We start from the raw sequence: 21,833 nt of genomic DNA, 5'->3' as shown, positions 1-21,833 counted from the left end.
GGTGAAGCCGCGTCAAGGATACGACTCCCACCGAGGTATCCGGTCAACTCAGGAAAGGACCCAGAATGAAACGCATCCTCCCGACACTCGCCCTCACGCTTGCCGCCTCACCGGCGCTCGCGCATCTCGATCCGAACGAGCACGGATCGGTCATGGCGGGGCTGTCGCACCCGGTCTTCGGACTCGATCATATCCTGGCCATGGTCGCGGTGGGGCTTTGGGCCGTGTCGCTTGGCGGGCGGGCGATCGTGGCGCTACCCGCAGCCTTTGTCGGTGCGATGATCCTGGGATATTTCGCTGCCGTCGCGGGCGTGCCCCTGCCCTTCGTCGAGCCGATGATCCTTGTCTCGGTCTTCGCCCTGGGCCTCGCCCTGGCCTTCGCGTTCCGTCTTCCCGTCTGGGCGGCCGCGACTGCCGTCGGTTTCTTCGGTCTGTTCCACGGCCATGCACATGGCGGCGAGCTTGGGTCCGCGGGCGCCCTTGCCTTCGGGATCGGCTTTGCCATCTCCACCGCGCTCCTTCACGCCTTCGGGGTCGTGGTCGCGATCATGGCAGGACGCGCGCTCCGTGGCGCCAATATCCTCCGGGGGCTGGGCGTGCTGACCGCGCTGGGCGGACTCTGGGTCGTGGTGGCCGGCTGACCACCAATTGGGCAGCGGGGCGCGGTTCTCCCGCTCCGCTGCGCCACAGGATCACTCTTTCAGCACGTTTTCCTTGAACGCGACCTCGAAGGCGGCCTGTTTCTCGGGCGAGGCTTCGGTCTGCTGGCTGGCCTTCCAGTCGTCATAGGGCATGCCATAGAAAATCTCGCGTCCCTCGTCCTTGCTCATCTCGATGCCGCGCTCGTTCGCGGCTTCCTGATACCAGCGCGACAGGCAGTTCCGGCAGAACCCGGCAAGGTTCATGAGGTCGATGTTCTGCACCTCGGGCCGGTCTTCCATGAGGTGCTGGCGCAAGCGCCGGAACGCAGCGGCTTCGAGTTCGATGCGGGTCTGGTCGTCCATGGGATCCTCCGTTTTCCCTAGACTTGTGCCAATCGGGCCGCCTCTTCAAGGAGCGGCGCCAGACGCGCGGCCCACTGACGCTGCTGGTCCTCGGTCCGGATCAGGTCGTTTCGCACTTCCACAAGCACGTTCGGACGGTTGTGGCGGATCGCATGACGGTCGACGCTGTCACCGTCCAGATGCCCGCCATAGGGCTCGTTCGCGCCGACGCAAAGATCCCCCTCGGCTTCGAGCAAAGCGATCAGCGGCGCGGTGAGGCGTTCGTCGCGCGCAAAGAGCACCCCCACCTGCCACGGTCTTGGATCGCGGCCCCGAAGCTGGCGGGTGAAGGAATGGACGGCGCAGTAAAGCGTGTCCTCGCGCCGCGCCGCGAGACGCGCGACTTCCTGATGATAGGGGCGGTAGCACAAGTTCAGTCGCCGCTGGACCTCGGCCGCGTCGGCATGACGATTGGCCGGGATGATCGTGCCGTCATAGAGCTTCATCACCAGCGTCGGATCATCTTCGCCCCGGTTCGGGTCGATCACGAGGCGGGAGAAGTTCGAGCAGACAACCGAGGCGTCGAGCAATTCGCCCAGCGCGAGCGACACCCCCGCGGCGCCCGGGTCGAAAGCGATGTGGCGGGCCATATCCTCGGGCGCAATGCCCAGATCGCCCCCCGCCACGGCTTCGGGCACGAAATTCTGTGCGTGGTCGCAGGTGATCAGCCAGCGACCGGTCCGGTCCGCGCCGAAGGTATGAAAAGGATGGTAGGTCATGCGCCTGTCACGGTTATCGCCAACATTGCCTAACGGACAGTCGGCGGGATGAAAAGAGGACGAATACGCCCGCTTTTGTCTGCCGAGCGCCGGCTTGCCGTTGCGCCACTCGTCCACCCGGTTTAGAGACATCTCGACCGTTACCGCAAACATCGCAAAACCCGAGGTCCCATGTCCCCTTCCCGCAATACCAAGATCGTCGCGACCCTTGGCCCGGCCTCCTCCACCTATGAGATGATCCGGGCGCTCGCCGAAGCGGGCGCGGATGTGTTCCGGCTCAACATGTCGCATGGCGGGCACGAAGATCACCGAGAGAGGCACGCGACGATCCGGCAGGTGGAAGCGGACCTGGGCCGGCCGATCGCCATTCTCGCCGACCTCCAGGGTCCGAAACTGCGCTGCGGCACCTTCGTGGCCGAGGCCGCCGATCTCGAGGACGGGCAGGATTTCCGCTTCGATCTGGACAAGAAACCCGGTGACAGCCACCGCGTCTGCTTGCCGCACAAGGAGATTTTCGAGGCGCTGGAGCCGGGTTCGACCCTGCTCGTCAACGACGGCAAGATGCGGCTGAAGGTGAAGGACTGCGGAGACGATTTCGCCAACTGCGAGGTGATCGTGGGCGGCACGATTTCCGACCGCAAAGGCGTGAACGTGCCCGACGTGGTGCTGCCGCTGGCTGCGTTGTCGGACAAGGACAAGGCCGACCTCGAGTTCGCCTGCGAACTGGGCGTGGACTGGCTTGCGCTGTCTTTCGTGCAGCGCCCTGCCGACGTGGAAGAGGCCCGCGCGCTGGCCAAGGGTCGTGCCGCCGTGCTCGCCAAGATCGAAAAGCCCGCCGCCGTGCGCGCCTTCGACGATATCCTCGCAGTCTGCGACGCGATCATGGTGGCGCGGGGAGATCTGGGTGTGGAGCTTCCGGTCCAGAACGTGCCGCCGATCCAGAAGCGCCTCGTCCATGCCTGCCGGCGCGCCGGCAAACCGGTGATCGTCGCCACCCAGATGATGGAGTCCATGATCGAAAGCCCGGTGCCCACGCGGGCCGAGGTCTCGGACGTGGCCAATGCGATCTACGAAGGTGCGGACGCCGTGATGCTCTCGGCGGAATCGGCGGCCGGGAACTACCCGCGCGAAGCGGTGTCGACCATGACGAAGATCGCGCATGAGGTGGAAAGCGACCCGACCTATCGGCAGGTCCTCAACAACTCCCGCTATGTCGAACGCAAGACCATCGCCGACGGCATCGTGTCCGCCGCGCGCGAGATCGCGGAAGCCACCGACATCCAGGCCATCGCCTGTTTCACCCAGTCCGGCACGACCGCTTCGCTCGTCGCGCGGGAACGGCCCGAGGTGCCGATCATCGCGCTCACGCCGCTCGTGGGCACGGCGCGGCGCCTGTGCCTCACCTGGGCCGTGCAGAGCTTCCTCACCGACAAGGTGGACCGCTTCAAGATGGCCGTGGTCGCCGCCGCCCGGGCCGCGCGCGACAGCGGCATCGCCACCGAGAACGACCAGATCGTCGTCACCGCGGGCGTGCCCTTCAACGTGCCCGGCACCACGAACATCCTGCGCGTCGCGCCCTGCGCGGAGCGTTTGATCTTCGCGACCGACCCGGAGTAGCCTGCGCGCACCCGGTGAGGCCTGCCGGGACGGAGTGTCCCATGCCCTACGACCTGCACATGGCGATCGGTATCACGATCCTCGCCCTCGCCATCCCGGCGACGATCAACGCTTGGATCGACCGGCGCCTGCCCATCGTGTCGGGCATCTTGGTCCTGATGGGCGGCGGGCTCATGGGCTATGCCTGGCGCGAGAAACCGGGAGGCTACGACTGGCAGGACCTGCCGACGAGCTTCATCACGGTGATCGGGCATTACCTTTAGGCGGAAAGAGCCTGAACCCCCTTGCCAGACGGGACAACCCCCCTTATACGGCGCACTTCCATGCGCGGCCGGCCAATGCGGCATGCCGAGTCGCGCCTAACGTCAGAATAGAATGGAGACGCAAATGCCCAAGATGAAGACCAAATCGAGCTGCAAGAAGCGGTTCAAGGTGTCTGCGACCGGCAAGGTCATCACGGCTCAGGCCGGCAAACGCCACGGCATGATCAAACGCCACAAGAAATTCATCCGCAACGCTCGCGGTACCACTGTCATGTCGGCTCCTGACGCGAAAATCGTCAAGTCGATGATGCCCTACGATCGCTAAGAGGAGCTAAGACATGTCCCGAGTCAAAGGCGGAACCGTCACCCACGCACGTCACAAGAAAGTCCTGAAGGCTGCGAAAGGCTACTATGGCCGTCGCTCCAAGACCTTCAAGACCGCGACCCAGGCCGTCGACAAGGCCAACCAGTACGCGACGCGCGACCGCAAGCAGCGCAAGCGGAACTTCCGCTCGCTGTGGATCCAGCGCATCAACGCCGCCGTGCGCGCGCATGACGAAGCGCTGACCTATTCGCGCTTCATCAACGGTCTCGCGACCGCCGGCATCGAAGTCGACCGCAAGGTCCTCGCCGATCTCGCCGTGCACGAGCCGGAAGCCTTCGGCGCGATCGTCGACAAGGCGAAAGCCGCGCTGGCTGCCTGATCTGAGGATTGGGAACTGAATTGAGGGGCCGCGCGGGAACGTGCGGCCCTTTCCTTATGCGCCCACCAGTCTTGCATCGCACCGCGTCTGTGCTAGCAGAGGGCAAGCTGAAAAACGGGGACCCCCGATGGACGATCTGAAGACGAAATACCTTGGCCTCATCAATGCCGCTGGCGACGAAGCGACGCTGGAGGACATTCGCCTGCAAGCCGTGGGCAAGAAGGGCGAAGTGGCGCTGGCCATGCGCGAGCTGGGCAAGATGACGCCGGAGGAGCGGCAGGAGCAGGGTCCCAAGCTCAATGCACTGAAGGACGAGATCAATTCGGCGCTCACTGCCAAGAAGGTGGCGCTCGGGGACGCCGCGCTCAATGAACGGCTGGCGGCGGAGTGGCTCGACGTGACGCTGCCGTCGCGGGGCCGTCGGATGGGCACGATCCATCCGGTGAGCCAGGTGACCGAGGAAGTCAGCGCGATCTTCGCCGACATGGGTTTCGCCGTGGCCGAGGGTCCGCAGATCGAGGACGACTGGCACAACTTCGACGCGCTCAACATCCCACCGCACCACCCCGCGCGGCAGGAGCATGACACCTTCTACATGCACCGGGCCGAGGGCGACAATCGCCCGCCCCACGTGCTGCGCACCCATACCTCGCCCGTGCAGATCCGGTCGATGATGGCGCAGGGCGCGCCGATCCGCGTTATCGCGCCGGGCCGCGTCTATCGGTCAGACTACGACCAGACCCACACGCCCATGTTCCACCAGATCGAGGGGCTGGCCATCGACAAGGACATCTCCATGGCGAACCTCAAATGGGTGCTCGAGGAGTTCTTCACCGCCTTCTTCGGCACCGAGGTCAAAACCCGCTTCCGCGCCTCGCACTTCCCCTTCACCGAACCCTCGGCAGAGGTCGACGTGCAATGTTCGTTCGAGGGCGGCACGGTGAAAGTGGGCGAAGGCAACGACTGGCTCGAAGTGCTGGGCTCCGGCATGGTCCACCCCAAAGTGCTGGAGTATGCGGGCGTGAACCCGGCGGACTGGCAGGGCTTCGCCTTCGGCATGGGCATCGACCGGATCGCGATGCTGAAATACGGCATCCCCGACCTGCGCGCGTTCTTTGACAGCGACCTGCGCTGGCTGCGGCATTACGGTTTTGCCGCGCTGGACGTGCCAACGATGCGGGGTGGGGTGAACCGCTAAGGCCCAAGACGAACAGAGGTTTGCGCCCGGCACGAGGGTGGGCGCTTGCGCCCGCCTTGGGGGCGGGTCGGGCGCAAACCGGATCGCAAGCGATCCGGTGGGCTTGCTGGACCGGGCATCGCACCGCTAAATGTAGCCCATGCCCCTCTTCCACCCCGACAACCGCACCCGCTCCGAGGCCTCCCGCAAACTCTACGCGCGGTATGAGGTCGCCCATACTGGCGTCGACTTTCTCGCGGCGGCCTGTTTCCTGATCGGGTCGTTCCTCTTCTTCTCCAACACCACGCAATACGCCGCCACATGGCTCTTCGTGATCGGCTCCCTCGCCTTTGCTGCCAAGCCCACGATCCGCCTGATCCGGGAGGTCAAACTCTACCGCTTGGGCGACCTCGAAACGCTTGCCGAAAGGGACACGTGATGACCGACGAGATGGAAGACCTCAACGACACCTACCCGGGCGCCGGTAACTTCACCTTCGGCGACAACCCCAGGCTTTGCGCCGAGCTTCTGGCCCTCGTGCGGTCGGGCAGGAAGACCGCGACCTGCGCGGCGCTGGCCGATTTCGACGACGACCCGGGCGCGATGCCCAAGGTGGGCCGCGCCGATATCGCGATGAACTGGGACGGGTCGCCCGCGCTGGTCATCCGGACGGTCAAGCTGACCGAGATCCGGTTCTGCGACGTGCCCGAGGACCTCGCCCTCAAGGAAGGTGAGGACGCATCGTTCGAAAGCTGGCGCAAGAACCACGAGCGGTATTTCAAGAGAAACGGCGGCTTCGACCCCGAGATGATGCTGCTTTTCGAGGAATTCGAGCTGGTCGAGGACCTCGCCACGCGCTGATCTGCGCAGGGCTGGAACTTCTCCCGGAGCCCTCTCGTTAGGCGCGTCGCAACGCCAGACAAACGGAGGTCCCATGGGTCTTTTTCGCCATGCCAACCGACAACGCAGCGAAGCGTCCAGAACGGTCTATGCCCGCTTCCAATTGATCTATACCGCCGTGGACTTCGGCGCGTCGCTCGCCTTCGTCGCGGGGTCGCTCATGTATATCCTCGGGGTGGACGAAGCGACGGTGATCTGGGTTTACCTCGCAGGCTCCCTGCTCTTCGCCGCCAAGCCCAGCCTTCGATTGCTGCGCGAGATCCGCCTCTATCGCATGGGGCATGTCGAATACCTTGCACAACGGGCCGAACCCTGAGCCGCAGGCTTTTCAATCCCGGCCAATTGCCGTAAATCGCGCGAGGCACGCGCAAAGGACCGTCTCGATGAAATTCACCCTCTCGTGGCTTCACGACCACCTCGACACCACCGCCTCGGTTGACGAGATCGCGGAAACGCTGACCGACCTCGGTCTGGAGGTCGAGGGGATCGAGAACCCCGGTGACAAGCTGTCGACCTTTACGCTGGCCAGGATCAAGCACGCCGAACAACACCCCGACGCCGACCGGCTGCGCGTCTGCACGGTGGAAACCGACGAGGGCGACAAGACCATCGTCTGCGGTGCGCCCAATGCGCGCGCCGGAATTACGGTCGTTCTGGCCAAACCCGGCGATTACGTCCCCGGCATCGACACGACGCTGTCGGTGGGCAAGATCCGCGGCGTCGAAAGCCACGGCATGATGGCGTCGGAACGCGAGCTTGAGCTGTCGGACGAACACAACGGCATCATCGAATTGCCCTCCGGCGAGGTCGGGCAGAAGTTCATCGACTGGCTCGCGGCGAACGATCCGGCGCGGGTCGACCCGGTCATCGAGATCGCCATCACCCCGAACCGCCCCGATGCGCTGGGGGTCCGGGGCATCGCCCGTGACCTCGCCGCGCGGGGTCTGGGCACTTTGAAGCCCGAGCCGACCGCGCATGTAGAAGGCACTTTCCCCTGCCCGATCACCGTCACCATCGACGGCGATACCGAGGGCGAGAATGGCTGTCACATATTCCAGGGACGGGTGATCCGGGGCGTCAAGAACGGCCCCTCGCCCGTCTGGCTGCAACAGCGGCTCAAGGCCATCGGTCTGCGCCCGATCTCGGCGCTCGTCGATGTGACCAACTTCTTCACCTACGACCAGAACCGCCCGCTGCACGTCTTTGATGCGGACAAGGTCCATGGCAACCTGCGCATCCACAAGACCGTGGGCGGCGAGACGCTGCTCGCGCTCGACGAAAAGACCTATACCTGCGCCCCCGGCGCCGTCGTGATTTCGGACGACCATGGCGTTGAAAGCGTTGCGGGCATCATGGGGGGCGAGGAAACCGGCTGCACCGAGGACACCGTGAACGTGTTCGTCGAGGCCGCCGTCTGGGACACCATCCAGATCGCCAAGACGGGCCGCGCGCTCAAGATCAACTCGGACGCGCGCTACCGCAACGAACGCGGCATCGACCCGGCGTTCAACCCGCTGGCCATCGAACTGGCCACCCAGATGATCCTCGACCTCTGCGGGGGCGAGGCCTCGGACGTGGTGACGGCGGGAGAAGTGCCTGACACCGCCCGCGCCTACAAGCTCGACACCGCGCGCTGTTCGTCTCTCGTCGGCATGGAGATTGCCCCGGAGACCCAGCGCGCGTCGCTCACCGCGCTGGGGTTCGAGATGGAGGGCGACATGGCCCATGTCCCCTCATGGCGCCCCGACGTGCAAGGCGAGGCCGACCTGATCGAGGAGGTCGCGCGCATCGCCTCGCTCACCAAGCTCGAAGGCAAGCCGCTCGCGCGCGCCAACACGGGTGTACCAAAGCCGATCCTGACGCCCCTCCAGAAGCGCGAGAACATCGGTCGCCGCACGGCTGCCGCGTTGGGCTACAACGAATGCGTGACCTACAGCTTCATCGACGCGAAGTCGGCGGCGATGTTCGGGGCCGAGGGCCGGGCGACGGAACTCGACAACCCGATCTCGTCCGAGATGTCGCACATGCGCCCGGATCTTCTGCCGGGTCTTCTGCAAGCCGCCGCCCGCAATCAGGCGCGCGGGTTCGCGGACCTCGCACTCTTCGAGGTTGGCGCGGCCTGGCACGGCGGCGAGCCGGGCGAACAGACCCTGCGTATCTCCGGGTTGCTGGTCGGCAAGACCGGCCCCAAAGACGTTCACGGCGAGAGCCGGTCGGTGGATGTCTATGACGCGAAAGCCGATGCCGAGGCAATCCTGTCGGCCATGGGCGCGCCCGCCAAGATGCAGATCCAGCGCGGGGCAGAGAGCTGGTGGCACCCCGGGCGTCACGGCAAACTTTGCCTCGGGCCCAAGGTGGTGATGGGCGTCTTCGGCGAGGTGCACCCCAAGGTGCTCGCCGAGATGGGCGTGAAAGGCAATGCCGTTGCCTTCACGCTCTACCCGGAAACCATTCCCTTCCCGAAATCGACCTCGGCCTCGCGGCCCGCGTTGACCATTTCTGACCTGCAGCCGGTCGAACGCGACTTCGCCTTCGTCGTGGCCGCTGATGTGGACGCGCTGACGCTCGTCAATGCGGCGGCGGGCGCGGACAAGGTGTTGATCGAAGAGGTCCGCGTCTTCGATCAGTTCACCGGGGGCAAGCTCGGGGACGAAGGCCTGAAATCGCTCGCCATCACCGTGCGCATCCAGCCGAAGGACGCGACGCTGACCGAGAAGGACCTCGAGGCACTGTCGGCCAGGATCGTCGAGAAGGTGACCAAGGCCACCGGCGGCACGCTGCGGGGCTAGGCCGGTTCACATACAAAAATCCCCCGGTCGGCCAAGCCAACCGGGGGCAGCACTGACGCGAAGGGGGAACGTCAGTGGCGGGGGTCAATTCGAGGAGGTCTCACCGGTCGCTTCCGCGCCTAGTTCGAGCCCCATACCGTCTTCGGCCATGCTCGCGGCTTCTTCGTCCAGCACGTCTTCGGCGTCCTGAAGCGTCTGGTCGAGCGTATCGCCTGCGGCATCCGCAGTCTGTTCCATCGCGCTGTTGGTCGTAACCGACCCGCGCATCGCGACTTCACGGGCCTCGTCCACTTCGACCATGCCGTCGCCGTTCATGTCATAGGTCTGCAAGGCAAGCTCGGCATTCGCGCCGAAGGTCGCCTGAAGCTCGGTCATGTCGAGCGTGCCATCCGCATTCGCATCAATACCGGAAAAGCTCATCGCCTGAGCGTTGGCGATGCCCGTGACCCCGAATGCGGCCACAATGGCAAGGGTCGGAAGGGCGAGCGTTTTCTTCGATGTCATGATCGTTCCTTTCGTTTCGGATCATTTACGGGTCCAACCTGTGCCCTTGCCTCCGGCTTTGCGAGCGCCCCGACGCAAGCGCGTCGATTTCAGCAGCGCCTTGCCAAGGGACAGCGAAACCTTGCCGCCGCGTCGGCAGAACTCCCCCCGCAATCGGCAGGGGAGCGCCCATTTGGAACCAAGAACCCCTGCCCGGCGTTCTATGGACAATTCCTCCCTCGCCCCCCTCAGGGTGTCAGACAGAACGGAGACAAACATGTTCGAACTTTCCGGCTTCTTTGGCCTCATCCTCCTCGCGCTCGACATCTGGGCGCTGATCTCGATCTTCTCGTCGGGTGCCTCGACCGGGTCCAAGGTTCTCTGGGCCCTGCTTGTGATCATCCTGCCGCTGCTCGGCTTCATCATCTGGCTCGTGGCCGGCCCGAAATCGAGCGCCCGGACGGTGTAAGGCTTCTTGAGGCCAGGGTCCTTCAAGACACGACATGAGGCGGTCGGGAGCCCTCTCCCGGCCGCCTTTGGCGCGTGGGGAAACGATCCTTTGCCAGATGTTCGAATTGTGCTAGCATTCGCGACAGCCGATGCAACGGCGCTTTTGGACAGTGAGGGGCGAAATGCTCAAGGAATTCAGAGACTTCATTGCGCGCGGCAATGTCATGGACATGGCCGTCGGTATTATCGTTGGCGCGGCCTTTACCGCCATCGTCACGTCGCTTGTCGCGGACCTGATCAACCCGATCATCGGGCTCTTCACCGGCGGCATCGACTTCACCAACAACTATGCCGTGCTCTCCGGCGATGTCCCCGAGGGCGCATCGCTCGAAGCGGCGCGGGAATCCGGCGCGTCGATCTTTGCCTATGGCAGCTTCATCATGGCCCTGATCAATTTCCTGATCATCGCCTTCGTGGTCTTCATGCTCGTGCGCATGGTCAACAAGATCAAGGCGGCCGCCGAAGGACCCAAGGTCGAAACCCCCAAGGAAGCTCCGCCGCCGCCGCCGGAAGTGGCACTACTCACGGAAATCCGCGACGCGCTCAAGGCGCGCTGACGGACCACTGACTCACTGCAAAGGGCCCGCCCCGGCGGGCCCTTTTCGTTTGCCGAAGAACCGCAAGACCAAAGGACCCGGACATAATGGAAGAGCAAATCCAACAGCAAGTTGCCACATGGCTCGACCGCTTCGGAGAGCTGATCCCCTATCTGCTCGACGGCGTGAAGGCGCTTCTCATCCTCATCGTCGGCTGGATCATCGCCGCCGCCATCAGCCGCATGGTCAAGAAACGCGTCGACAACGCCAAACGCATCGACCCGACCGTCGGGAACTTCATCGCCTCGATGGTGCGCTGGGTGCTGCTCGGCATCGTGGGGATCACGGTCCTCAATGTCTTCGGGGTCGAAGTCACCTCGCTCGTCGCCATGCTCGGCGCCGCAACGCTGGCCATCGGCCTCGCGCTTCAGGGCACGCTGGGCGACCTCGCGGCGGGTTTCATGATCATCCTCTTCCGGCCCTATCGCAACGGCCAGTACATCTCGATCGACAGCACATCGGGCACCGTGAAGGAGATCAACCTTTTCTTCACCGAGCTTGCGACGCCGGACAACATCCAGATCATTGTCCCCAACGGCAAGGCATGGGGCGCGATCATCACGAACTACTCGGCCCATGACACCCGCCGCGTCGACCTGACCGTGGGCATTGATTATTCCGACGACATGGACCGCGCCATGGAGGTCATGCTCGAGATGGCAAAGGCCGATGCCCGCGTCATGGACGACCCGGAGCCCTGGGTGCGCGTGACCAACCTTGGCGATTCCTCCGTCGATCTGACCATGCGCATCTGGGCCGCCGCCGCCGACTACTGGGACCTGAAGTTCGCCATGACCAAGGCGGTCAAGGAACGCTTCGACGCCGCCGGCCTGTCGATCCCCTTCCCGCAACAGGTGTCCTGGGTCCAGTCCGATCCCGGCACCTCGCTCGCCGTGGCGCAGACCCAGCGCGCGGCAGAGTAGCGCGCGCCCGATTCCATGCTATCCTTCCCTCATTCAGCAGGAGGGGAGGTCGCATTGGACCGCAGGATTTTCATCGCCACAGGCCTCGCTGCCATTACCCTGGCCGGACCCGCCACGGCACAGACTCACGCCGTCAACTCGCCGCGAGACGGCTTTCTGAACCTGCGCACCGGGCCGGGCGAACAATTCGACATCATCGGGCGCATGGGCCACGGAAGCCGCGTCACCATCCTTGAAAGCGCCGGAAGCTGGGTGCGCGTGCGCCATGACAGCGGCACGGTCGGCTGGTGTTCCGCCCGCTACCTCGCCGCGCTGGCGGTGTCGCCCTATTACTACGTCTATTCGCCGGGGGACGGTTTCCTCAACCTGCGCACGGGCCCCGGCACCCGCTATTCCATCATCGGACCGATGTACAACGGCGAGGAAGTCCGCATCCTCGAACGCGCCGGAGAATGGGTCCGCGTGCGGCATCAGAGCGGCACCGTCGGTTGGTGTTCGTCGAAATATCTGAGGCAGTGACGACCACCGCGCGTTTCCTGCCGAATGCGTGTTGACAGGCCCCGCAGGTGGCGGTATCTGCCCCCCCTGTGATGGCGTGGTAGCTCAGCTGGTTAGAGCACAGCACTCATAATGCTGGGGTCGGCGGTTCAAGTCCGCCCCACGCTACCATCACTCTCCCCGACAATGTCTCGTCATGATTTCAACGCAACCTGCGGCGAAATCACGTCGATCTCCAACGCCCGACCGACGGCGTAGTTGGTGAGCTGGCCGGCGTGGGTGTTGAGCCCGGCGGCAAGGCCCTCGTCGGCGAGACAAGCCTCGCGCCAGCCGAGGTCGGCGAGACGCAGCATGTAGGGGAGCGTGGCGTTGCCGAGCGCGAGGGTCGAGGTTCGGGCGACGGCGCCCGGCATGTTGGCGACGCAATAGTGCATGATGCCGTCGACCTCGTAGATCGGGTCCTGGTGTGTGGTGGGCCGCGAGGTTTCGAAGCACCCGCCCTGGTCGATGGCAACGTCGACGAGCACGGCCCCCGGTTTCATGCGGCCAAGGTCGGCGCGCGTGACCAGCTTGGGTGCCGCGGCTCCGGGTATGAGCACGGCACCGATCACCATGTCGGCGCTGGAGAGCGCCTCTGCCAGTCGCGCTTTCGAAGAAAAGGCGGTCGAGAACTCTCCCCGGAACATGTCGTCGAGCTGACGCAGGCGCTGCAGCGACATGTCGAAGACGGTGACCTGCGCGCCCATGCCTGCGGCCACGCGGGCGGCCTGGGTGCCGACGACGCCGCCGCCAAGCACGACGACCCGGCCCGGTGTCACCCCGGGCACACCGCCCAGCAGAACCCCGCGTCCGCCGTTGGCCTTTTGCAGCGTCCAGGCACCCACCTGGGGCGCGAGCTTGCCCGCGACTTCGGACATCGGCGCGAGCAGGGGAAGGCGGCCATCCCGGTCAAGCACGGTTTCATAGGCGATGGCCGTCACGCCGCTGTCCAGAAGGTCGCGGGTCTGATCCGGATCGGGCGCGAGATGGAGATAGGTGAACAGAAGCTGCCCTTCGCGCAGTTGCCTGCGCTCCACCGCCTGCGGTTCTTTCACCTTCACGACCATGTCGGCGCGGGCGAAGACCTCTTCGGCGGTGCTCACGATGGTCGCACCGACCGCGCGGTAATCCTCGTCCGTGAAGCCCGAGCCCTGCCCCGCCTGCGTTTCGATGATCACCTCGTGGCCATGCGAAACGGCCTCGCCGGCGGCAGCGGGGGTCACGCCGACGCGGTATTCCTGCGGCTTGATTTCTTTCGGGCATCCGATGAGCATTTGGTCCTCCTCTTTGCCCCATCTTCCCGCGAAACCCACGCAAACGGGTTGAATTTCATCGTTCCGTGAGACGAAATGATCGAAGGAACGCGCACAAGGAAAGGTCTTCATGCAAAATTCTACCGTTGACGAGGCGCTGGACGATATCGACCGCCGCATCCTTGCCGCGCTTCAGCGCACCGGGCGCATGTCGAATGCCGAACTGTCGGAAAAGGTTCATCTGTCCGCCTCGGCATGTCACCGACGGGTGCAGCGGCTCGAGAAGGACGGCTATATCCGGGATTATGTCGCGCTCCTGAACCCGCGGAGGATCGGTTATCCCACGATGGTCTTCGTCGAGATCAAGCTCTCCGGTCAGGCCGACGAACTGCTGGAGGCCTTCGAACGCGAGGTGGCCCTGGTTCCGGAGGTGCTCGAGTGCCACCTGATGGCCGGCTCGGCGGATTACATCCTGAAGGTCGTGGCGCGCGACACCGACGACTTCGCCCGGGTCCACCGACAGAAGCTCGCCCGGCTGCCCGGCGTTCTGGGCATGCAGTCGAGCTTTGCGCTGCGCACGGTCTTCAAGACCACGGCGCTTCCGACCTAGGCCGGAACCATCACCGGCGAGCGCCGTTCCCGGATGGGCAGGTGGACGATGGCCGAGAAGGCCCCCACCCCCACGCCGATCCACCAGACAAAGGTGTAGTCCCCCGTCAGGTCATACATCCGTCCGCCCAGCCAGACGCCAAGGAAGCTGCCCAGCTGGTGCGAGAAGAAGACGATTCCATAGAGCGTGCCCATGTAGCGCAACCCATAGAGATGCGCTACGAGCCCGGAGGTGAGCGGCACGGTGGCGAGCCAGAGACTCCCCATGACGATTGAGAAGACGATGACGCTGGTGGGCGTGATCGGCATCAGGATGAAGACGGCCGCGGCAATGGTCCGACCCGTATAGATCGCGGCGAGGAGGTATTTCTTCGAGAAGCGGTTCCCCATCCAGCCGGCAAAGAGCGTTCCGGCGATGTTCGCCGCCCCGATCAGTGAAATTGCGACCGCGCCCAGTGCCGAGGTGGTCGAAACGCCGATCGAAGCCAGCGTTCCGGAGGGGTCGATGGCACCGCACATCTCGGTCACGAAAGCGGGGAAATGCGCGGTGATGAAGGCGAGCTGGTAGCCGCAGGAGAAAAAGCCGAGAAAGATGAGCGTATAGGACGGATCGCGGAACGCGCGCTTGAGCACCGTGCCCATGCTTTCCTCGAGCTCCATCCGGGACACGGTGGGCGCGCGCATCATGGGGAGCGCCGCCAGCACCGCGATGATCGCCACTGCGAAGACGATGAAGACGCTCTGCCACGACATGAAGGACAACATCCATTCGGCAAGCGGCGCGCCAAAGACCTGCCCGGCACTGCCCGCCGCCGTCGCGATGGCCAGCGACATCGAGCGGTTCTTGTCCGAGGAGGCCCGCCCGACGACGGCGAGGATGACCCCGAAGCCGGTGCCCGCAATACCGAAGCCGACAATGAACTCGAGCATCTGGTGCGCGAGCGGCGTGGTCGCGAAGGACGACAAGAGCAGCCCGGCGGCATACATGAGCGAGCCGATGACGATGGCCTTTCGATCCCCGATCTTTTCGGCGATCGCGCCGAAGATCGGCTGGCCAATGCCCCAGGCAAGGTTCTGGATCGCGATGGCGAGCGAGAAATCCGCCCGCGCCCAGCCGAAGTCCTCGGCGATGGGGATCTGGAATACGCCGAAACTGGCGCGGATCGCGAAGCTCACGATGATGACGATGCACCCCGCGACGAGAACGGGGGTGATCAGGCTTTGCTGGCCGCGCGCTGTGTCCATGGGGAGCCTCCAGTTGCCGCGCCAGATTGTCGCAATTGCCGGCGGCGTCAAACGACAAATGATGATGTGACCAATCAGCTTTCCCTATGCGAACCAGCGCGGTAGAGGATGGCCATGAGCGAGACGCTGCAAGAGATATATGCCGCAAAGGTGGCCAAAGGCGACCTCACGCCCGATCCAGCGCAGGAGGCGGCCTTGCCGCTGCTCGACGACATACGGGCCGGGCTGATCGCCGCTGGGTCGAAGAAGAAGGGGTTCCTGTCCGGGCTCTTCCACAAGCCCGAGGATATGCCCAAGGGGCTTTACCTCTGGGGCGGCGTGGGCCGAGGCAAGTCGATGCTCATGGACCTGTTCGTCGACCACCTTCCCATCGAGGGCAAGCGCCGGGTTCATTTCCACGCCTTCATGCAGGAGGTGCAGGACGGGTTGCACCAGGCGCGCAAGGCAGGCGAATCCGACGCGCTCGCCCCGGTCGGGGCAAAGATCGCGCGCGACCTTCGGCTGCTTGCATTGGACGAGATGCAGATCACTGACATCGCGGATGCCATGGTGGTGGGGCGGCTCTTCCAGATGCTCTTCGCGGCCGGGGTCGTGGTGGTCACGACGTCCAACCGCGTGCCCTCGGACCTTTACAAGGACGGGCTCAACCGCCAGCTTTTCCTGCCCTTCATTGACCTGATCAAGGACAAGCTCGTGGTCCACGAACTGGCCAGCCCCCGGGACTACCGGCAGGATCGGCTGACCGGGGCGCAGGTCTATTTCACCCCGGCCAATGCCGACGCCCGGCGCGAGATCGAGGCGGTCTGGCAGGATCTCATCGGCGGTGGAGAGGCCGCCCCCCTCGTGCTCACGGTCAAGGGGCGCGAGGTGGTCATTCCGGCCTACCGCAATGGCGTGGGCCGCGCGCGGTTTCACGACCTCTGCGGCAAGATGCTCGGGCCTGCCGATTACCTTGCCGTCGCCGATGCTCTGCGCGTCCTCGTGCTCGAGGATATCCCGGCGCTCGGGCGGTCGAACTTCAACGAAGCGAAGCGCTTCGTGACGCTGGTCGATGCCCTCTACGAAGCGCATGTCCGGCTCGTCGCCTCGGCCGCGGCCGAGCCGGAATACCTCTACCTCGAGGGCGAAGGGTCCTTCGAGTTCGAGCGCACGGCGTCGCGGCTTCGGGAAATGCAGGACAAGGACTGGGGCCAGTGACCACCGATCTTGCGTTGGGCTTGGACGAGATGTCGGGGCGTTGCCACCCGACAGAAGGATCGTTGTTTTCTATTCGCGCGGAAGGCTGACGAATTCGCCTGTGAATTCGTCGAAGCAGCCTGCCGAAACGAGCATGCTCCGAACGTCTTGCGCAAATGTCTGGCTATACGTGGCCACGAGCACCAGCACGGTGCCCAGAAGCAACCTCAACATCCCGTCCCCCAGTCCTGTCCTGCTCGACAGGTCCATGTGCGGGACCGGAATTGGCAGTGATCCCGCGTAGTTAATAGCTGGTATTGTGCGCGAATCGCCCGAATCGGTCAACATAGAGTGTGATTCGCCGCCGCCGCGTCCGAATCGGAAGAAAAGCGATTCGTGTCAAAGGCTTGATTCGATTTGCGACCACCCGGCGGAGGTGACAGCGCGAAAATTATTTCCGGATCGGACCCATCAGGGGCGTCACCCGTTCTCGCGCAGGACCTGACCGGCGAGGTAGAGCGACCCGCAGATGAGCACGCGCGCCGCCGGATCCTCGGTGACGATTGCGCTCAGCGCCTCGGCGACGCTCGGCGCCGTCGTCGCCGAAAGCCCCGCCGTTCTGGCCGCAGCCGCCGTTTCCTCGGCCGACAGCGTGGCCGCCTCGCCGGGGATCGATACCGCCGTCAGCCGTTCCGCGTGCCCCATGAGCGGTCTCATGAAGCCGGCGATGTCCTTGGTGTTGAGCATCCCGCAGATCAGGTAGAGCTTCTTGTCCGTGAGCGTTTCGAGCACGCGTGCAATGGCCTGCCCCGCCGCCGGGTTGTGCCCGCCGTCGAGCCAGAGCTCGGCCCCGCCCGCAAGCTCCACCAGCGGCCCCTGGCGCAGGCGTTGCATCCTTGCAGGCCAGCTTGCGTTCACCATCGCGGCCTCACAGGCTTCTGTGCCCACGCGGAGCGCGCGAAGCGACGCGAGCGCGGCACCCGCGTTGTCGATCTGATGGGCGCCGATCAAGGCGGGCAGGGGCAAGTCGAGAAGCCCGGTTTCGTCCTGAAACACCAGCCGCCCGCGTTCCTGCCAGACGTGCCAGTGCTGACCCTGCGCGATCACCGGGGCGCCCAGCCGCGCCGCCGTCGCCTCGATCACCTCAAGCGCCTCGTCGTCCTGCGGGCCGACCACCACGGGCACACCGCGCTTGATGATCCCGGCCTTCTCGCCCGCGATCCTTGCCAGCGTGTCGCCAAGATACTGCGTATGGTCGATGGAGACCGGGGTGATGACCGACAGGACCGGATCCACCACATTGGTCGCATCGAGCCGCCCGCCAAGCCCCACCTCGAGCAGCGTGTAATCCGCTGGCGTTTCAGCAAAGGCGAGGAGTGCCGCCACGGTCGTGATCTCGAAATAGGTGATGCTTGCGCCGCCGTTGGCCTCGTAACAGCGGTCGAGCACTTCGGTCAGATGTGCCTCGGTGATCAGGTCGCCCGCGAGCCGGATCCGTTCGTGAAACCTTGCGAGATGCGGCGAGGTATAGGCATGGACGCGCTTTCCATCGGCTTCCAGCCCGGCGCGGATCATGGCCAGCGTCGAGCCCTTGCCGTTCGTCCCGGCGATATGGATCACCGGCGGCAGACGACGCTCGGGATGGTCCAACGCCTCGAGCAGCCGCCAGACCCGGTCGAGCGTCAGGTCGATGATCTTCGGATGAAGCGACATCATCCGGTCGAGGATGACGTCAGAGCCGGTCGTGCTCACTTTTTCGCAGGCTCCACCACGATGTCGGGGCCGGTGATCTCGGCCGGAAGGGCATCGCCCTCGGGTGCGGGAAGGTCACCCGCGACCGCGGGCGGCATCCCCATCATCATGCGCAGGATGGTGATCAGCTCGTCGCGCAGTTTTTTGCGGTGCGTCACGCGGTCGAGCATGCCGTGATCCAGAAGGTACTCGGCGCGCTGGAACCCTTCGGGCAGCTTCTCGCGGATCGTCTGTTCGATCACGCGCGGTCCCGCGAAACAGATAAGCGCATTGGGTTCGGCGATATGCACGTCCCCCAGCATGGCATAGCTCGCGGTGACGCCGCCGGTGGTCGGATGGGTCAGGACGACGATATAGGGCAGCCCCGCCTCCTTCACCATGTCCACCGCGACGGTCGTCCGGGGCATCTGCATGAGCGAGAGGATCCCTTCCTGCATCCGGGCACCACCCGCAGCGGAAAAGAGCACCAGCGGACGGCGCATCACCACGGCGCGTTCGGCGGCGGCGATGATCGCGTTGCCCACATACATCCCCATGGAGCCGCCCATGAAGCTGAAGTCCTGACAGGCGGCGACGATGGGCGTGCGCCCGATTTCGCCCTCGGCCACCAGCATCGCCTCACGCTCGCCGGTCGAATGACGGGCGGCCTTCATCCGGTCGGGATAGCGCTTCTGGTCCTTGAACTTGAGCGGATCGTCGATCGGCGCGGGCACCGAGATTTCCGAGAAGATGCCACCATCGAACAGTGCCGCGAAGCGTTCGCGCGGCGTGATCGCCATGTGATGATCGCAGGATGAACAGACATTCAGATTGTCCGAAAGCTCCCGGTGAAACAGCATCGTTCCGCATTCCGGGCACTTGATCCACAGATTTTCCGGCACCTCGCGGCGCGAGAAGAGCGAATTGATCCGGGGCCGGACGTAGTTCGAAATCCAGTTCATCGCGGGTTCCTTGGCCTCTGCCGCTGTCGCGTTTCGGGCTTACCTATGCCGCAAGGGCCGGTTTTGCAATCGCGTCGCGCCGGTTCATCCAGCGCCACCAGATCGCGAAGAGCACCAGCGTGAAGCCGGTCTGCGACAGGATCGACCAGGCGGTATAGCCCGACTCGAGCCCCATCTCGACCGCGAAGAGCGAGAAGCCTTCGAGATTGCCCTTGATCCCGATGAAGATGAGCGCGGCGTTGTTTCCGAAGTGCAACCCGGCCGCCGCCCCGATGTTCCCGGTGCGAATGGTGATCAGGCACAAGAGCACGCCGGTCGTCGTCGTGTTGATGACATAGGCACCTGCGTTGACATAGCCATAGGTGCCCGGATCGAAATGCAGGAGCCCGAAGATCAGGGACGGCAGGACCGCCCAGATGAGCGGCGACCGGAATCGCCCGCGCAGTTGCTGCAGCAGATAGCCACGAAACACCGCCTCTTCCGCGAAAGTCTGCAGGAAGATCACGGCGAGCGCCGGAAGCAGCCAGACGAGCCACTCGGACAGGGGACGGACCGCGACGATGCGCGGGCGGAACTCTTCGTCAAGGAACTGACGGTCGACATACATGAACGCGTACAGGAAGGTCGCCAGCGCAACCGTCGCCAGCACGCCCCAGCCGAAATGGGCCATGTTGATGCGCCGCGACGGGCCGAAGAGCGACGGATACCAACGCTTGTGAAGCAGGGGCAGCACGATGAGCAGCCCCAGGTGAAACCCGATGAAGGTCAGGAAAAAGAGCAGTGTCGACTGCGGCGTGAGCGCGGAGACCAGCTCGCGCGGCGGGGCGCCCGTCACATAGGCGCCAAGCTGGAACACGCCGGCCGTGGCCGCGAAGAAAATCCCGATGAGCAGCGCGAAGCCGAGGACCGTCCGCCAGATCTGAACGCGCGGCAGGGCTGGTTCCCAGAATGACTGCATGACTGACTCTCCTGTCGCTGTCCCGAACATAGCCATGACCCACGCGGGAACAAGGGACCCGGTTGCATCCGGGGGTCACCCTGCCTAGACCCGATGCGGACCACGTCACAAATTCCGGCCTCCCCATGCGCCAGCTTCTGCCTCTCGCCATTGCCGTCATGACCCTTCTGAGCGCCTGTTCGGGGGCCGGGTTCGGGACCGGGATGACCGGCGCGCCGGTCCGGGTGCTCGACGGCCGCGTGACCCTTGCGCCGCCGTTGGGCTACTGCGCGGACCGCTCGACGCTGCGCGACGACGCGACCGGGGCCTTCGTCCTTTACGGCGCATGCGGCGGTAAGGGGAACTCGGCTTCTCCTGCTTCGGCGCCTGCGGTCCTGACCGCCGCGGCCGCACCCGCCTTCGGAGCCGAGACCGCTTCGGCCGAAGGGATCGCCACGCTGGCGACGTTCCTTGAGACCGACGCAGGGCGCGGGGCGCTGTCGCGCACCGACAGTGGCGCGGCGGTCGAGGTTCTGAGCCTCGAACGAACCTCGGACCTCATCCTCGTGCGCGCCCGGGACGGCGCGACCGGCGATCTTGCGCCTGACTACTGGCGGGGCATCTTCCTCGTGCAGGATGCGCTCGTGACGGTTACGGTGTCGGGCACCCGCCCCTCGACGCTGACCTCACAGGCAGGACGCGATCTCATGATCGACTTCATTGCCACGATCCGCGCCGCGAACCCAGTCAGTGACACTGCGCCGGCCCCCGCAACCCCTGCCCGGTCCAGCGAGAAAGGGCTGGGCGCATTCTTCAAGCGTTTGCTCTAAGGCAATAAATTTGCTTTAGACAGGATACTGTTGATCAAACGGAAACTTAGGCTCCCATGGCGTTCGGCCCCTTCGACAAATTGTTGCACCGTCTGGTCATGCGTCGCTGGCAAAGCATCGCCGCCACCGCCGATTCCCTGCCGCTCGAAGCGCTCCGCCGGGTGCAGACCCGGGCGGCCCAGCTCCGGCAGGTGACGGACCGGGTCCTGCACGTGTCCAACGGCCGCCTCGCCCTGCCGCTGATCGGGTCGAACTCCTTTCCCAAGCCCCTCCATTCCGACTGGTCCTGGCGGCCGGAGCTTTGGCGTGGCCCCCTGTTTCCGCCCGGGCAGGCGAGCGTGGAGAGCAAGACGAAGATCGGGAAGGAAGTGACCGTGTTCCACGATTGCCGGATCTCGGAGCTGACCGTCCGGCAGATGCGCAACGGACACGAGGATGACCTCGCGCCCTTCGGGTTGCGCATGGACGTGTTCAAGTTCGACGGCTCCTTCCTGTCGCTCGTCATCGACCTTCCCGAAAGCGCGATGCGCGGACTTGGCCGCAAGCATCTGCTTCGCATGAACGCCACGGTCGAGACGGAGAAGAAGCTTGAAATCTTCGCCCGGCTCAATGTGCAGCACGGTCCCAACACGGAACAGATGGTGCGCGAACTGCCACTGGGAGACCGGGAAATCTCGGTTGATTTCGACCTCGCTTACACCAAGCTCAATGAAAAGCGGGTCGAACGCGCCTGGATCGACCTGATCTTCGAAGGGCCGGAAATGAACCAGGTCATGCTGCGCGACGTGAATTTCTCGCGCCGGCCACGGGCCGAAGTATAGAGGACTGC

General features: G+C 64.7%; 27 protein-coding genes and 1 tRNA gene. 19 read left to right on the top strand and 9 right to left on the bottom strand.

All coding sequences use genetic code 11. The annotated features are described in order from the left end of the window. The first annotated feature begins 65 nt into the window (after window positions 1-65). On the top strand, window positions 66-641 hold the full coding sequence (locus KJP29_RS05200; RefSeq protein ID WP_218462506.1) for a HupE/UreJ family protein: 576 nt from the start codon (window positions 66-68) through the stop codon (window positions 639-641). 51 nt (window positions 642-692) lie between these two features. On the opposite strand, the gene KJP29_RS05195 is transcribed toward KJP29_RS05200, so the two are convergent. Together KJP29_RS05195 and KJP29_RS05190 are read right to left on the bottom strand one after the other, a co-directional pair. Further along, on the bottom strand, window positions 693-1,004 hold the full coding sequence (locus tag KJP29_RS05195) for a DUF1244 domain-containing protein (RefSeq protein WP_218462505.1): 312 nt from the start codon (window positions 1,002-1,004) through the stop codon (window positions 693-695). A 17-nt stretch (window positions 1,005-1,021) separates the two neighbouring features. After that, window positions 1,022-1,762 (bottom strand): N-formylglutamate amidohydrolase, encoded by a 741-nt coding sequence (locus tag KJP29_RS05190; protein WP_218462504.1) that lies wholly within the window; start codon window positions 1,760-1,762, stop codon window positions 1,022-1,024. 171 nt (window positions 1,763-1,933) lie between these two features. Here KJP29_RS05190 and pyk point away from each other — a divergent pair, with 171 nt between their 5' ends. From pyk to pheT, 9 genes are all read left to right on the top strand, one after another. Next, entirely contained in the window at window positions 1,934-3,379 is a 1,446-nt protein-coding gene (gene pyk, locus KJP29_RS05185) for a pyruvate kinase (protein WP_218462503.1), read from the top strand. Between the two features lie 41 nt (window positions 3,380-3,420). Further along, window positions 3,421-3,642 (top strand): hypothetical protein, encoded by a 222-nt coding sequence (locus KJP29_RS05180; protein ID WP_255553450.1) that lies wholly within the window; start codon window positions 3,421-3,423, stop codon window positions 3,640-3,642. A gap of 124 nt (window positions 3,643-3,766) precedes the next feature. After that, a complete protein-coding gene (gene rpmI / locus KJP29_RS05175; protein WP_218462502.1) occupies window positions 3,767-3,967 on the top strand; it encodes a 50S ribosomal protein L35 in 201 nt (66 codons plus the stop codon). Window positions 3,968-3,980: 13 nt separating this feature from the next. Further along, window positions 3,981-4,346: a 50S ribosomal protein L20 gene (rplT, locus tag KJP29_RS05170; RefSeq protein WP_218462501.1), complete on the top strand. Its 366-nt coding sequence runs from the start codon at window positions 3,981-3,983 to the stop codon at window positions 4,344-4,346. 127 nt (window positions 4,347-4,473) lie between these two features. After that, window positions 4,474-5,544, top strand: coding sequence for a phenylalanine--tRNA ligase subunit alpha (pheS, locus tag KJP29_RS05165; RefSeq protein WP_218462500.1), 1,071 nt, complete (start codon window positions 4,474-4,476; stop codon window positions 5,542-5,544). Window positions 5,545-5,683: 139 nt separating this feature from the next. Then, window positions 5,684-5,962, top strand: coding sequence for a YrhK family protein (locus KJP29_RS05160; RefSeq protein ID WP_218462499.1), 279 nt, complete (start codon window positions 5,684-5,686; stop codon window positions 5,960-5,962). Then, the gene (locus KJP29_RS05155; RefSeq protein WP_218462498.1) at window positions 5,962-6,384 is read left to right on the top strand and encodes an ASCH domain-containing protein; all 423 of its coding nucleotides are present in this window, start codon (window positions 5,962-5,964) and stop codon (window positions 6,382-6,384) included. The genes KJP29_RS05160 and KJP29_RS05155 overlap by 1 nt, the downstream gene beginning before the upstream one ends. Window positions 6,385-6,457: 73 nt before the next feature. Next, window positions 6,458-6,739 carry a YrhK family protein gene (locus KJP29_RS05150; protein ID WP_218462497.1) on the top strand — a complete coding sequence of 94 codons (282 nt, stop codon included), beginning with the start codon at window positions 6,458-6,460 and terminating at the stop codon, window positions 6,737-6,739. Between the two features lie 67 nt (window positions 6,740-6,806). Then, window positions 6,807-9,212 carry a phenylalanine--tRNA ligase subunit beta gene (gene pheT, locus KJP29_RS05145; RefSeq protein WP_218462496.1) on the top strand — a complete coding sequence of 802 codons (2,406 nt, stop codon included), beginning with the start codon at window positions 6,807-6,809 and terminating at the stop codon, window positions 9,210-9,212. A gap of 84 nt (window positions 9,213-9,296) precedes the next feature. On the opposite strand, the gene KJP29_RS05140 is transcribed toward pheT, so the two are convergent. Next, a complete protein-coding gene (locus KJP29_RS05140; RefSeq protein ID WP_218462495.1) occupies window positions 9,297-9,716 on the bottom strand; it encodes a hypothetical protein in 420 nt (139 codons plus the stop codon). 256 nt (window positions 9,717-9,972) lie between these two features. Between KJP29_RS05140 and KJP29_RS05135 the strand changes: the two genes are divergently transcribed. From KJP29_RS05135 to KJP29_RS05115, 5 genes are all read left to right on the top strand, one after another. Then, the gene (locus KJP29_RS05135; RefSeq protein WP_218462494.1) at window positions 9,973-10,164 is read left to right on the top strand and encodes a PLD nuclease N-terminal domain-containing protein; all 192 of its coding nucleotides are present in this window, start codon (window positions 9,973-9,975) and stop codon (window positions 10,162-10,164) included. 163 nt (window positions 10,165-10,327) lie between these two features. After that, entirely contained in the window at window positions 10,328-10,762 is a 435-nt protein-coding gene (gene mscL / locus KJP29_RS05130; protein ID WP_218462493.1) for a large conductance mechanosensitive channel protein MscL, read from the top strand. A gap of 86 nt (window positions 10,763-10,848) precedes the next feature. Beyond that, window positions 10,849-11,724 (top strand): mechanosensitive ion channel family protein, encoded by an 876-nt coding sequence (locus tag KJP29_RS05125; RefSeq protein ID WP_218462492.1) that lies wholly within the window; start codon window positions 10,849-10,851, stop codon window positions 11,722-11,724. Window positions 11,725-11,778: 54 nt separating this feature from the next. Next, entirely contained in the window at window positions 11,779-12,243 is a 465-nt protein-coding gene (locus tag KJP29_RS05120) for an SH3 domain-containing protein (RefSeq protein WP_218462491.1), read from the top strand. A 73-nt stretch (window positions 12,244-12,316) separates the two neighbouring features. After that, a tRNA-Met gene (locus KJP29_RS05115) sits at window positions 12,317-12,393 on the top strand. A 23-nt stretch (window positions 12,394-12,416) separates the two neighbouring features. Here the strand turns inward: KJP29_RS05115 and ald are convergent. Next, complete coding sequence (gene ald / locus KJP29_RS05110) at window positions 12,417-13,535, bottom strand: alanine dehydrogenase (protein ID WP_218462490.1); 1,119 nt, start codon at window positions 13,533-13,535, stop codon at window positions 12,417-12,419. Window positions 13,536-13,644: 109 nt separating this feature from the next. Between ald and KJP29_RS05105 the strand changes: the two genes are divergently transcribed. Next, window positions 13,645-14,124, top strand: coding sequence for an Lrp/AsnC family transcriptional regulator (locus KJP29_RS05105; protein ID WP_218462489.1), 480 nt, complete (start codon window positions 13,645-13,647; stop codon window positions 14,122-14,124). Here KJP29_RS05105 and KJP29_RS05100 read toward each other — a convergent pair. Then, the gene (locus KJP29_RS05100) at window positions 14,121-15,368 is read right to left on the bottom strand and encodes an MFS transporter (protein ID WP_218462488.1); all 1,248 of its coding nucleotides are present in this window, start codon (window positions 15,366-15,368) and stop codon (window positions 14,121-14,123) included. The genes KJP29_RS05105 and KJP29_RS05100 overlap by 4 nt on opposite strands. 114 nt (window positions 15,369-15,482) lie before the next feature. On the opposite strand from KJP29_RS05100, the gene zapE reads away from it, so the two are divergent. Continuing rightward, window positions 15,483-16,565, top strand: a complete 1,083-nt coding sequence (gene zapE, locus KJP29_RS05095) for a cell division protein ZapE (protein ID WP_218462487.1) — start codon at window positions 15,483-15,485, stop codon at window positions 16,563-16,565. Window positions 16,566-16,634: 69 nt separating this feature from the next. Here zapE and KJP29_RS05090 read toward each other — a convergent pair whose 3' ends face one another. The 4 genes from KJP29_RS05090 to KJP29_RS05075 all read right to left on the bottom strand — a co-directional run bounded on the left by KJP29_RS05090 (window position 16,635) and on the right by KJP29_RS05075 (window position 20,195). Continuing rightward, complete coding sequence (locus tag KJP29_RS05090) at window positions 16,635-16,778, bottom strand: hypothetical protein (RefSeq protein WP_218462486.1); 144 nt, start codon at window positions 16,776-16,778, stop codon at window positions 16,635-16,637. A gap of 246 nt (window positions 16,779-17,024) precedes the next feature. After that, the gene (locus KJP29_RS05085) at window positions 17,025-18,260 is read right to left on the bottom strand and encodes a folylpolyglutamate synthase/dihydrofolate synthase family protein (protein WP_218462924.1); all 1,236 of its coding nucleotides are present in this window, start codon (window positions 18,258-18,260) and stop codon (window positions 17,025-17,027) included. 32 nt (window positions 18,261-18,292) lie between these two features. Continuing rightward, entirely contained in the window at window positions 18,293-19,237 is a 945-nt protein-coding gene (gene accD, locus KJP29_RS05080) for an acetyl-CoA carboxylase, carboxyltransferase subunit beta (RefSeq protein ID WP_218462485.1), read from the bottom strand. Window positions 19,238-19,280: 43 nt separating this feature from the next. Then, the gene (locus tag KJP29_RS05075; protein WP_218462484.1) at window positions 19,281-20,195 is read right to left on the bottom strand and encodes a CPBP family intramembrane glutamic endopeptidase; all 915 of its coding nucleotides are present in this window, start codon (window positions 20,193-20,195) and stop codon (window positions 19,281-19,283) included. A 125-nt stretch (window positions 20,196-20,320) separates the two neighbouring features. On the opposite strand from KJP29_RS05075, the gene KJP29_RS05070 reads away from it, so the two are divergent. Continuing rightward, window positions 20,321-21,004: a hypothetical protein gene (locus KJP29_RS05070; RefSeq protein ID WP_218462483.1), complete on the top strand. Its 684-nt coding sequence runs from the start codon at window positions 20,321-20,323 to the stop codon at window positions 21,002-21,004. A gap of 56 nt (window positions 21,005-21,060) precedes the next feature. Beyond that, complete coding sequence (locus KJP29_RS05065; protein WP_218462482.1) at window positions 21,061-21,825, top strand: DUF6478 family protein; 765 nt, start codon at window positions 21,061-21,063, stop codon at window positions 21,823-21,825. Window positions 21,826-21,833: the final 8 nt, after the last annotated feature.

The sequence above is a fragment of the Maritimibacter sp. DP1N21-5 genome, assembly GCF_019218295.1.
GTDB lineage: Bacteria > Pseudomonadota > Alphaproteobacteria > Rhodobacterales > Rhodobacteraceae > Maritimibacter.
The sequence above is the reverse complement of the archived record's forward strand: the minus strand, read 5'-3'. Positions and strand labels throughout refer to the sequence as shown.

Excerpts from the sequence above, each read along its gene's own strand:
- mscL (WP_218462493.1), top strand. The coding sequence starts at position 10,328 with ATGCTCAAGGAATTCAGAGACTTCATTGCGCGCGGCAATGTCATGGAC.
- ald (WP_218462490.1), bottom strand. The coding sequence starts at position 13,535 with ATGCTCATCGGATGCCCGAAAGAAATCAAGCCGCAGGAATACCGCGTC.
- pheS (WP_218462500.1), top strand. The coding sequence starts at position 4,474 with ATGGACGATCTGAAGACGAAATACCTTGGCCTCATCAATGCCGCTGGC.
- KJP29_RS05140 (WP_218462495.1), bottom strand. The coding sequence starts at position 9,716 with ATGACATCGAAGAAAACGCTCGCCCTTCCGACCCTTGCCATTGTGGCC.
- KJP29_RS05105 (WP_218462489.1), top strand. The coding sequence starts at position 13,645 with ATGCAAAATTCTACCGTTGACGAGGCGCTGGACGATATCGACCGCCGC.
- KJP29_RS05125 (WP_218462492.1), top strand. The coding sequence starts at position 10,849 with ATGGAAGAGCAAATCCAACAGCAAGTTGCCACATGGCTCGACCGCTTC.
- KJP29_RS05200 (WP_218462506.1), top strand. The coding sequence starts at position 66 with ATGAAACGCATCCTCCCGACACTCGCCCTCACGCTTGCCGCCTCACCG.
- pheT (WP_218462496.1), top strand. The coding sequence starts at position 6,807 with ATGAAATTCACCCTCTCGTGGCTTCACGACCACCTCGACACCACCGCC.
- KJP29_RS05085 (WP_218462924.1), bottom strand. The coding sequence starts at position 18,260 with ATGATGTCGCTTCATCCGAAGATCATCGACCTGACGCTCGACCGGGTC.
- KJP29_RS05160 (WP_218462499.1), top strand. The coding sequence starts at position 5,684 with ATGCCCCTCTTCCACCCCGACAACCGCACCCGCTCCGAGGCCTCCCGC.
- KJP29_RS05195 (WP_218462505.1), bottom strand. The coding sequence starts at position 1,004 with ATGGACGACCAGACCCGCATCGAACTCGAAGCCGCTGCGTTCCGGCGC.
- KJP29_RS05190 (WP_218462504.1), bottom strand. The coding sequence starts at position 1,762 with ATGACCTACCATCCTTTTCATACCTTCGGCGCGGACCGGACCGGTCGC.
- KJP29_RS05070 (WP_218462483.1), top strand. The coding sequence starts at position 20,321 with ATGCGCCAGCTTCTGCCTCTCGCCATTGCCGTCATGACCCTTCTGAGC.
- rplT (WP_218462501.1), top strand. The coding sequence starts at position 3,981 with ATGTCCCGAGTCAAAGGCGGAACCGTCACCCACGCACGTCACAAGAAA.
- KJP29_RS05090 (WP_218462486.1), bottom strand. The coding sequence starts at position 16,778 with ATGTTGAGGTTGCTTCTGGGCACCGTGCTGGTGCTCGTGGCCACGTAT.
- KJP29_RS05075 (WP_218462484.1), bottom strand. The coding sequence starts at position 20,195 with ATGCAGTCATTCTGGGAACCAGCCCTGCCGCGCGTTCAGATCTGGCGG.
- KJP29_RS05180 (WP_255553450.1), top strand. The coding sequence starts at position 3,421 with ATGCCCTACGACCTGCACATGGCGATCGGTATCACGATCCTCGCCCTC.
- accD (WP_218462485.1), bottom strand. The coding sequence starts at position 19,237 with ATGAACTGGATTTCGAACTACGTCCGGCCCCGGATCAATTCGCTCTTC.
- rpmI (WP_218462502.1), top strand. The coding sequence starts at position 3,767 with ATGCCCAAGATGAAGACCAAATCGAGCTGCAAGAAGCGGTTCAAGGTG.
- KJP29_RS05100 (WP_218462488.1), bottom strand. The coding sequence starts at position 15,368 with ATGGACACAGCGCGCGGCCAGCAAAGCCTGATCACCCCCGTTCTCGTC.
- KJP29_RS05065 (WP_218462482.1), top strand. The coding sequence starts at position 21,061 with ATGGCGTTCGGCCCCTTCGACAAATTGTTGCACCGTCTGGTCATGCGT.
- pyk (WP_218462503.1), top strand. The coding sequence starts at position 1,934 with ATGTCCCCTTCCCGCAATACCAAGATCGTCGCGACCCTTGGCCCGGCC.
- KJP29_RS05155 (WP_218462498.1), top strand. The coding sequence starts at position 5,962 with ATGACCGACGAGATGGAAGACCTCAACGACACCTACCCGGGCGCCGGT.
- KJP29_RS05135 (WP_218462494.1), top strand. The coding sequence starts at position 9,973 with ATGTTCGAACTTTCCGGCTTCTTTGGCCTCATCCTCCTCGCGCTCGAC.
- zapE (WP_218462487.1), top strand. The coding sequence starts at position 15,483 with ATGAGCGAGACGCTGCAAGAGATATATGCCGCAAAGGTGGCCAAAGGC.
- KJP29_RS05150 (WP_218462497.1), top strand. The coding sequence starts at position 6,458 with ATGGGTCTTTTTCGCCATGCCAACCGACAACGCAGCGAAGCGTCCAGA.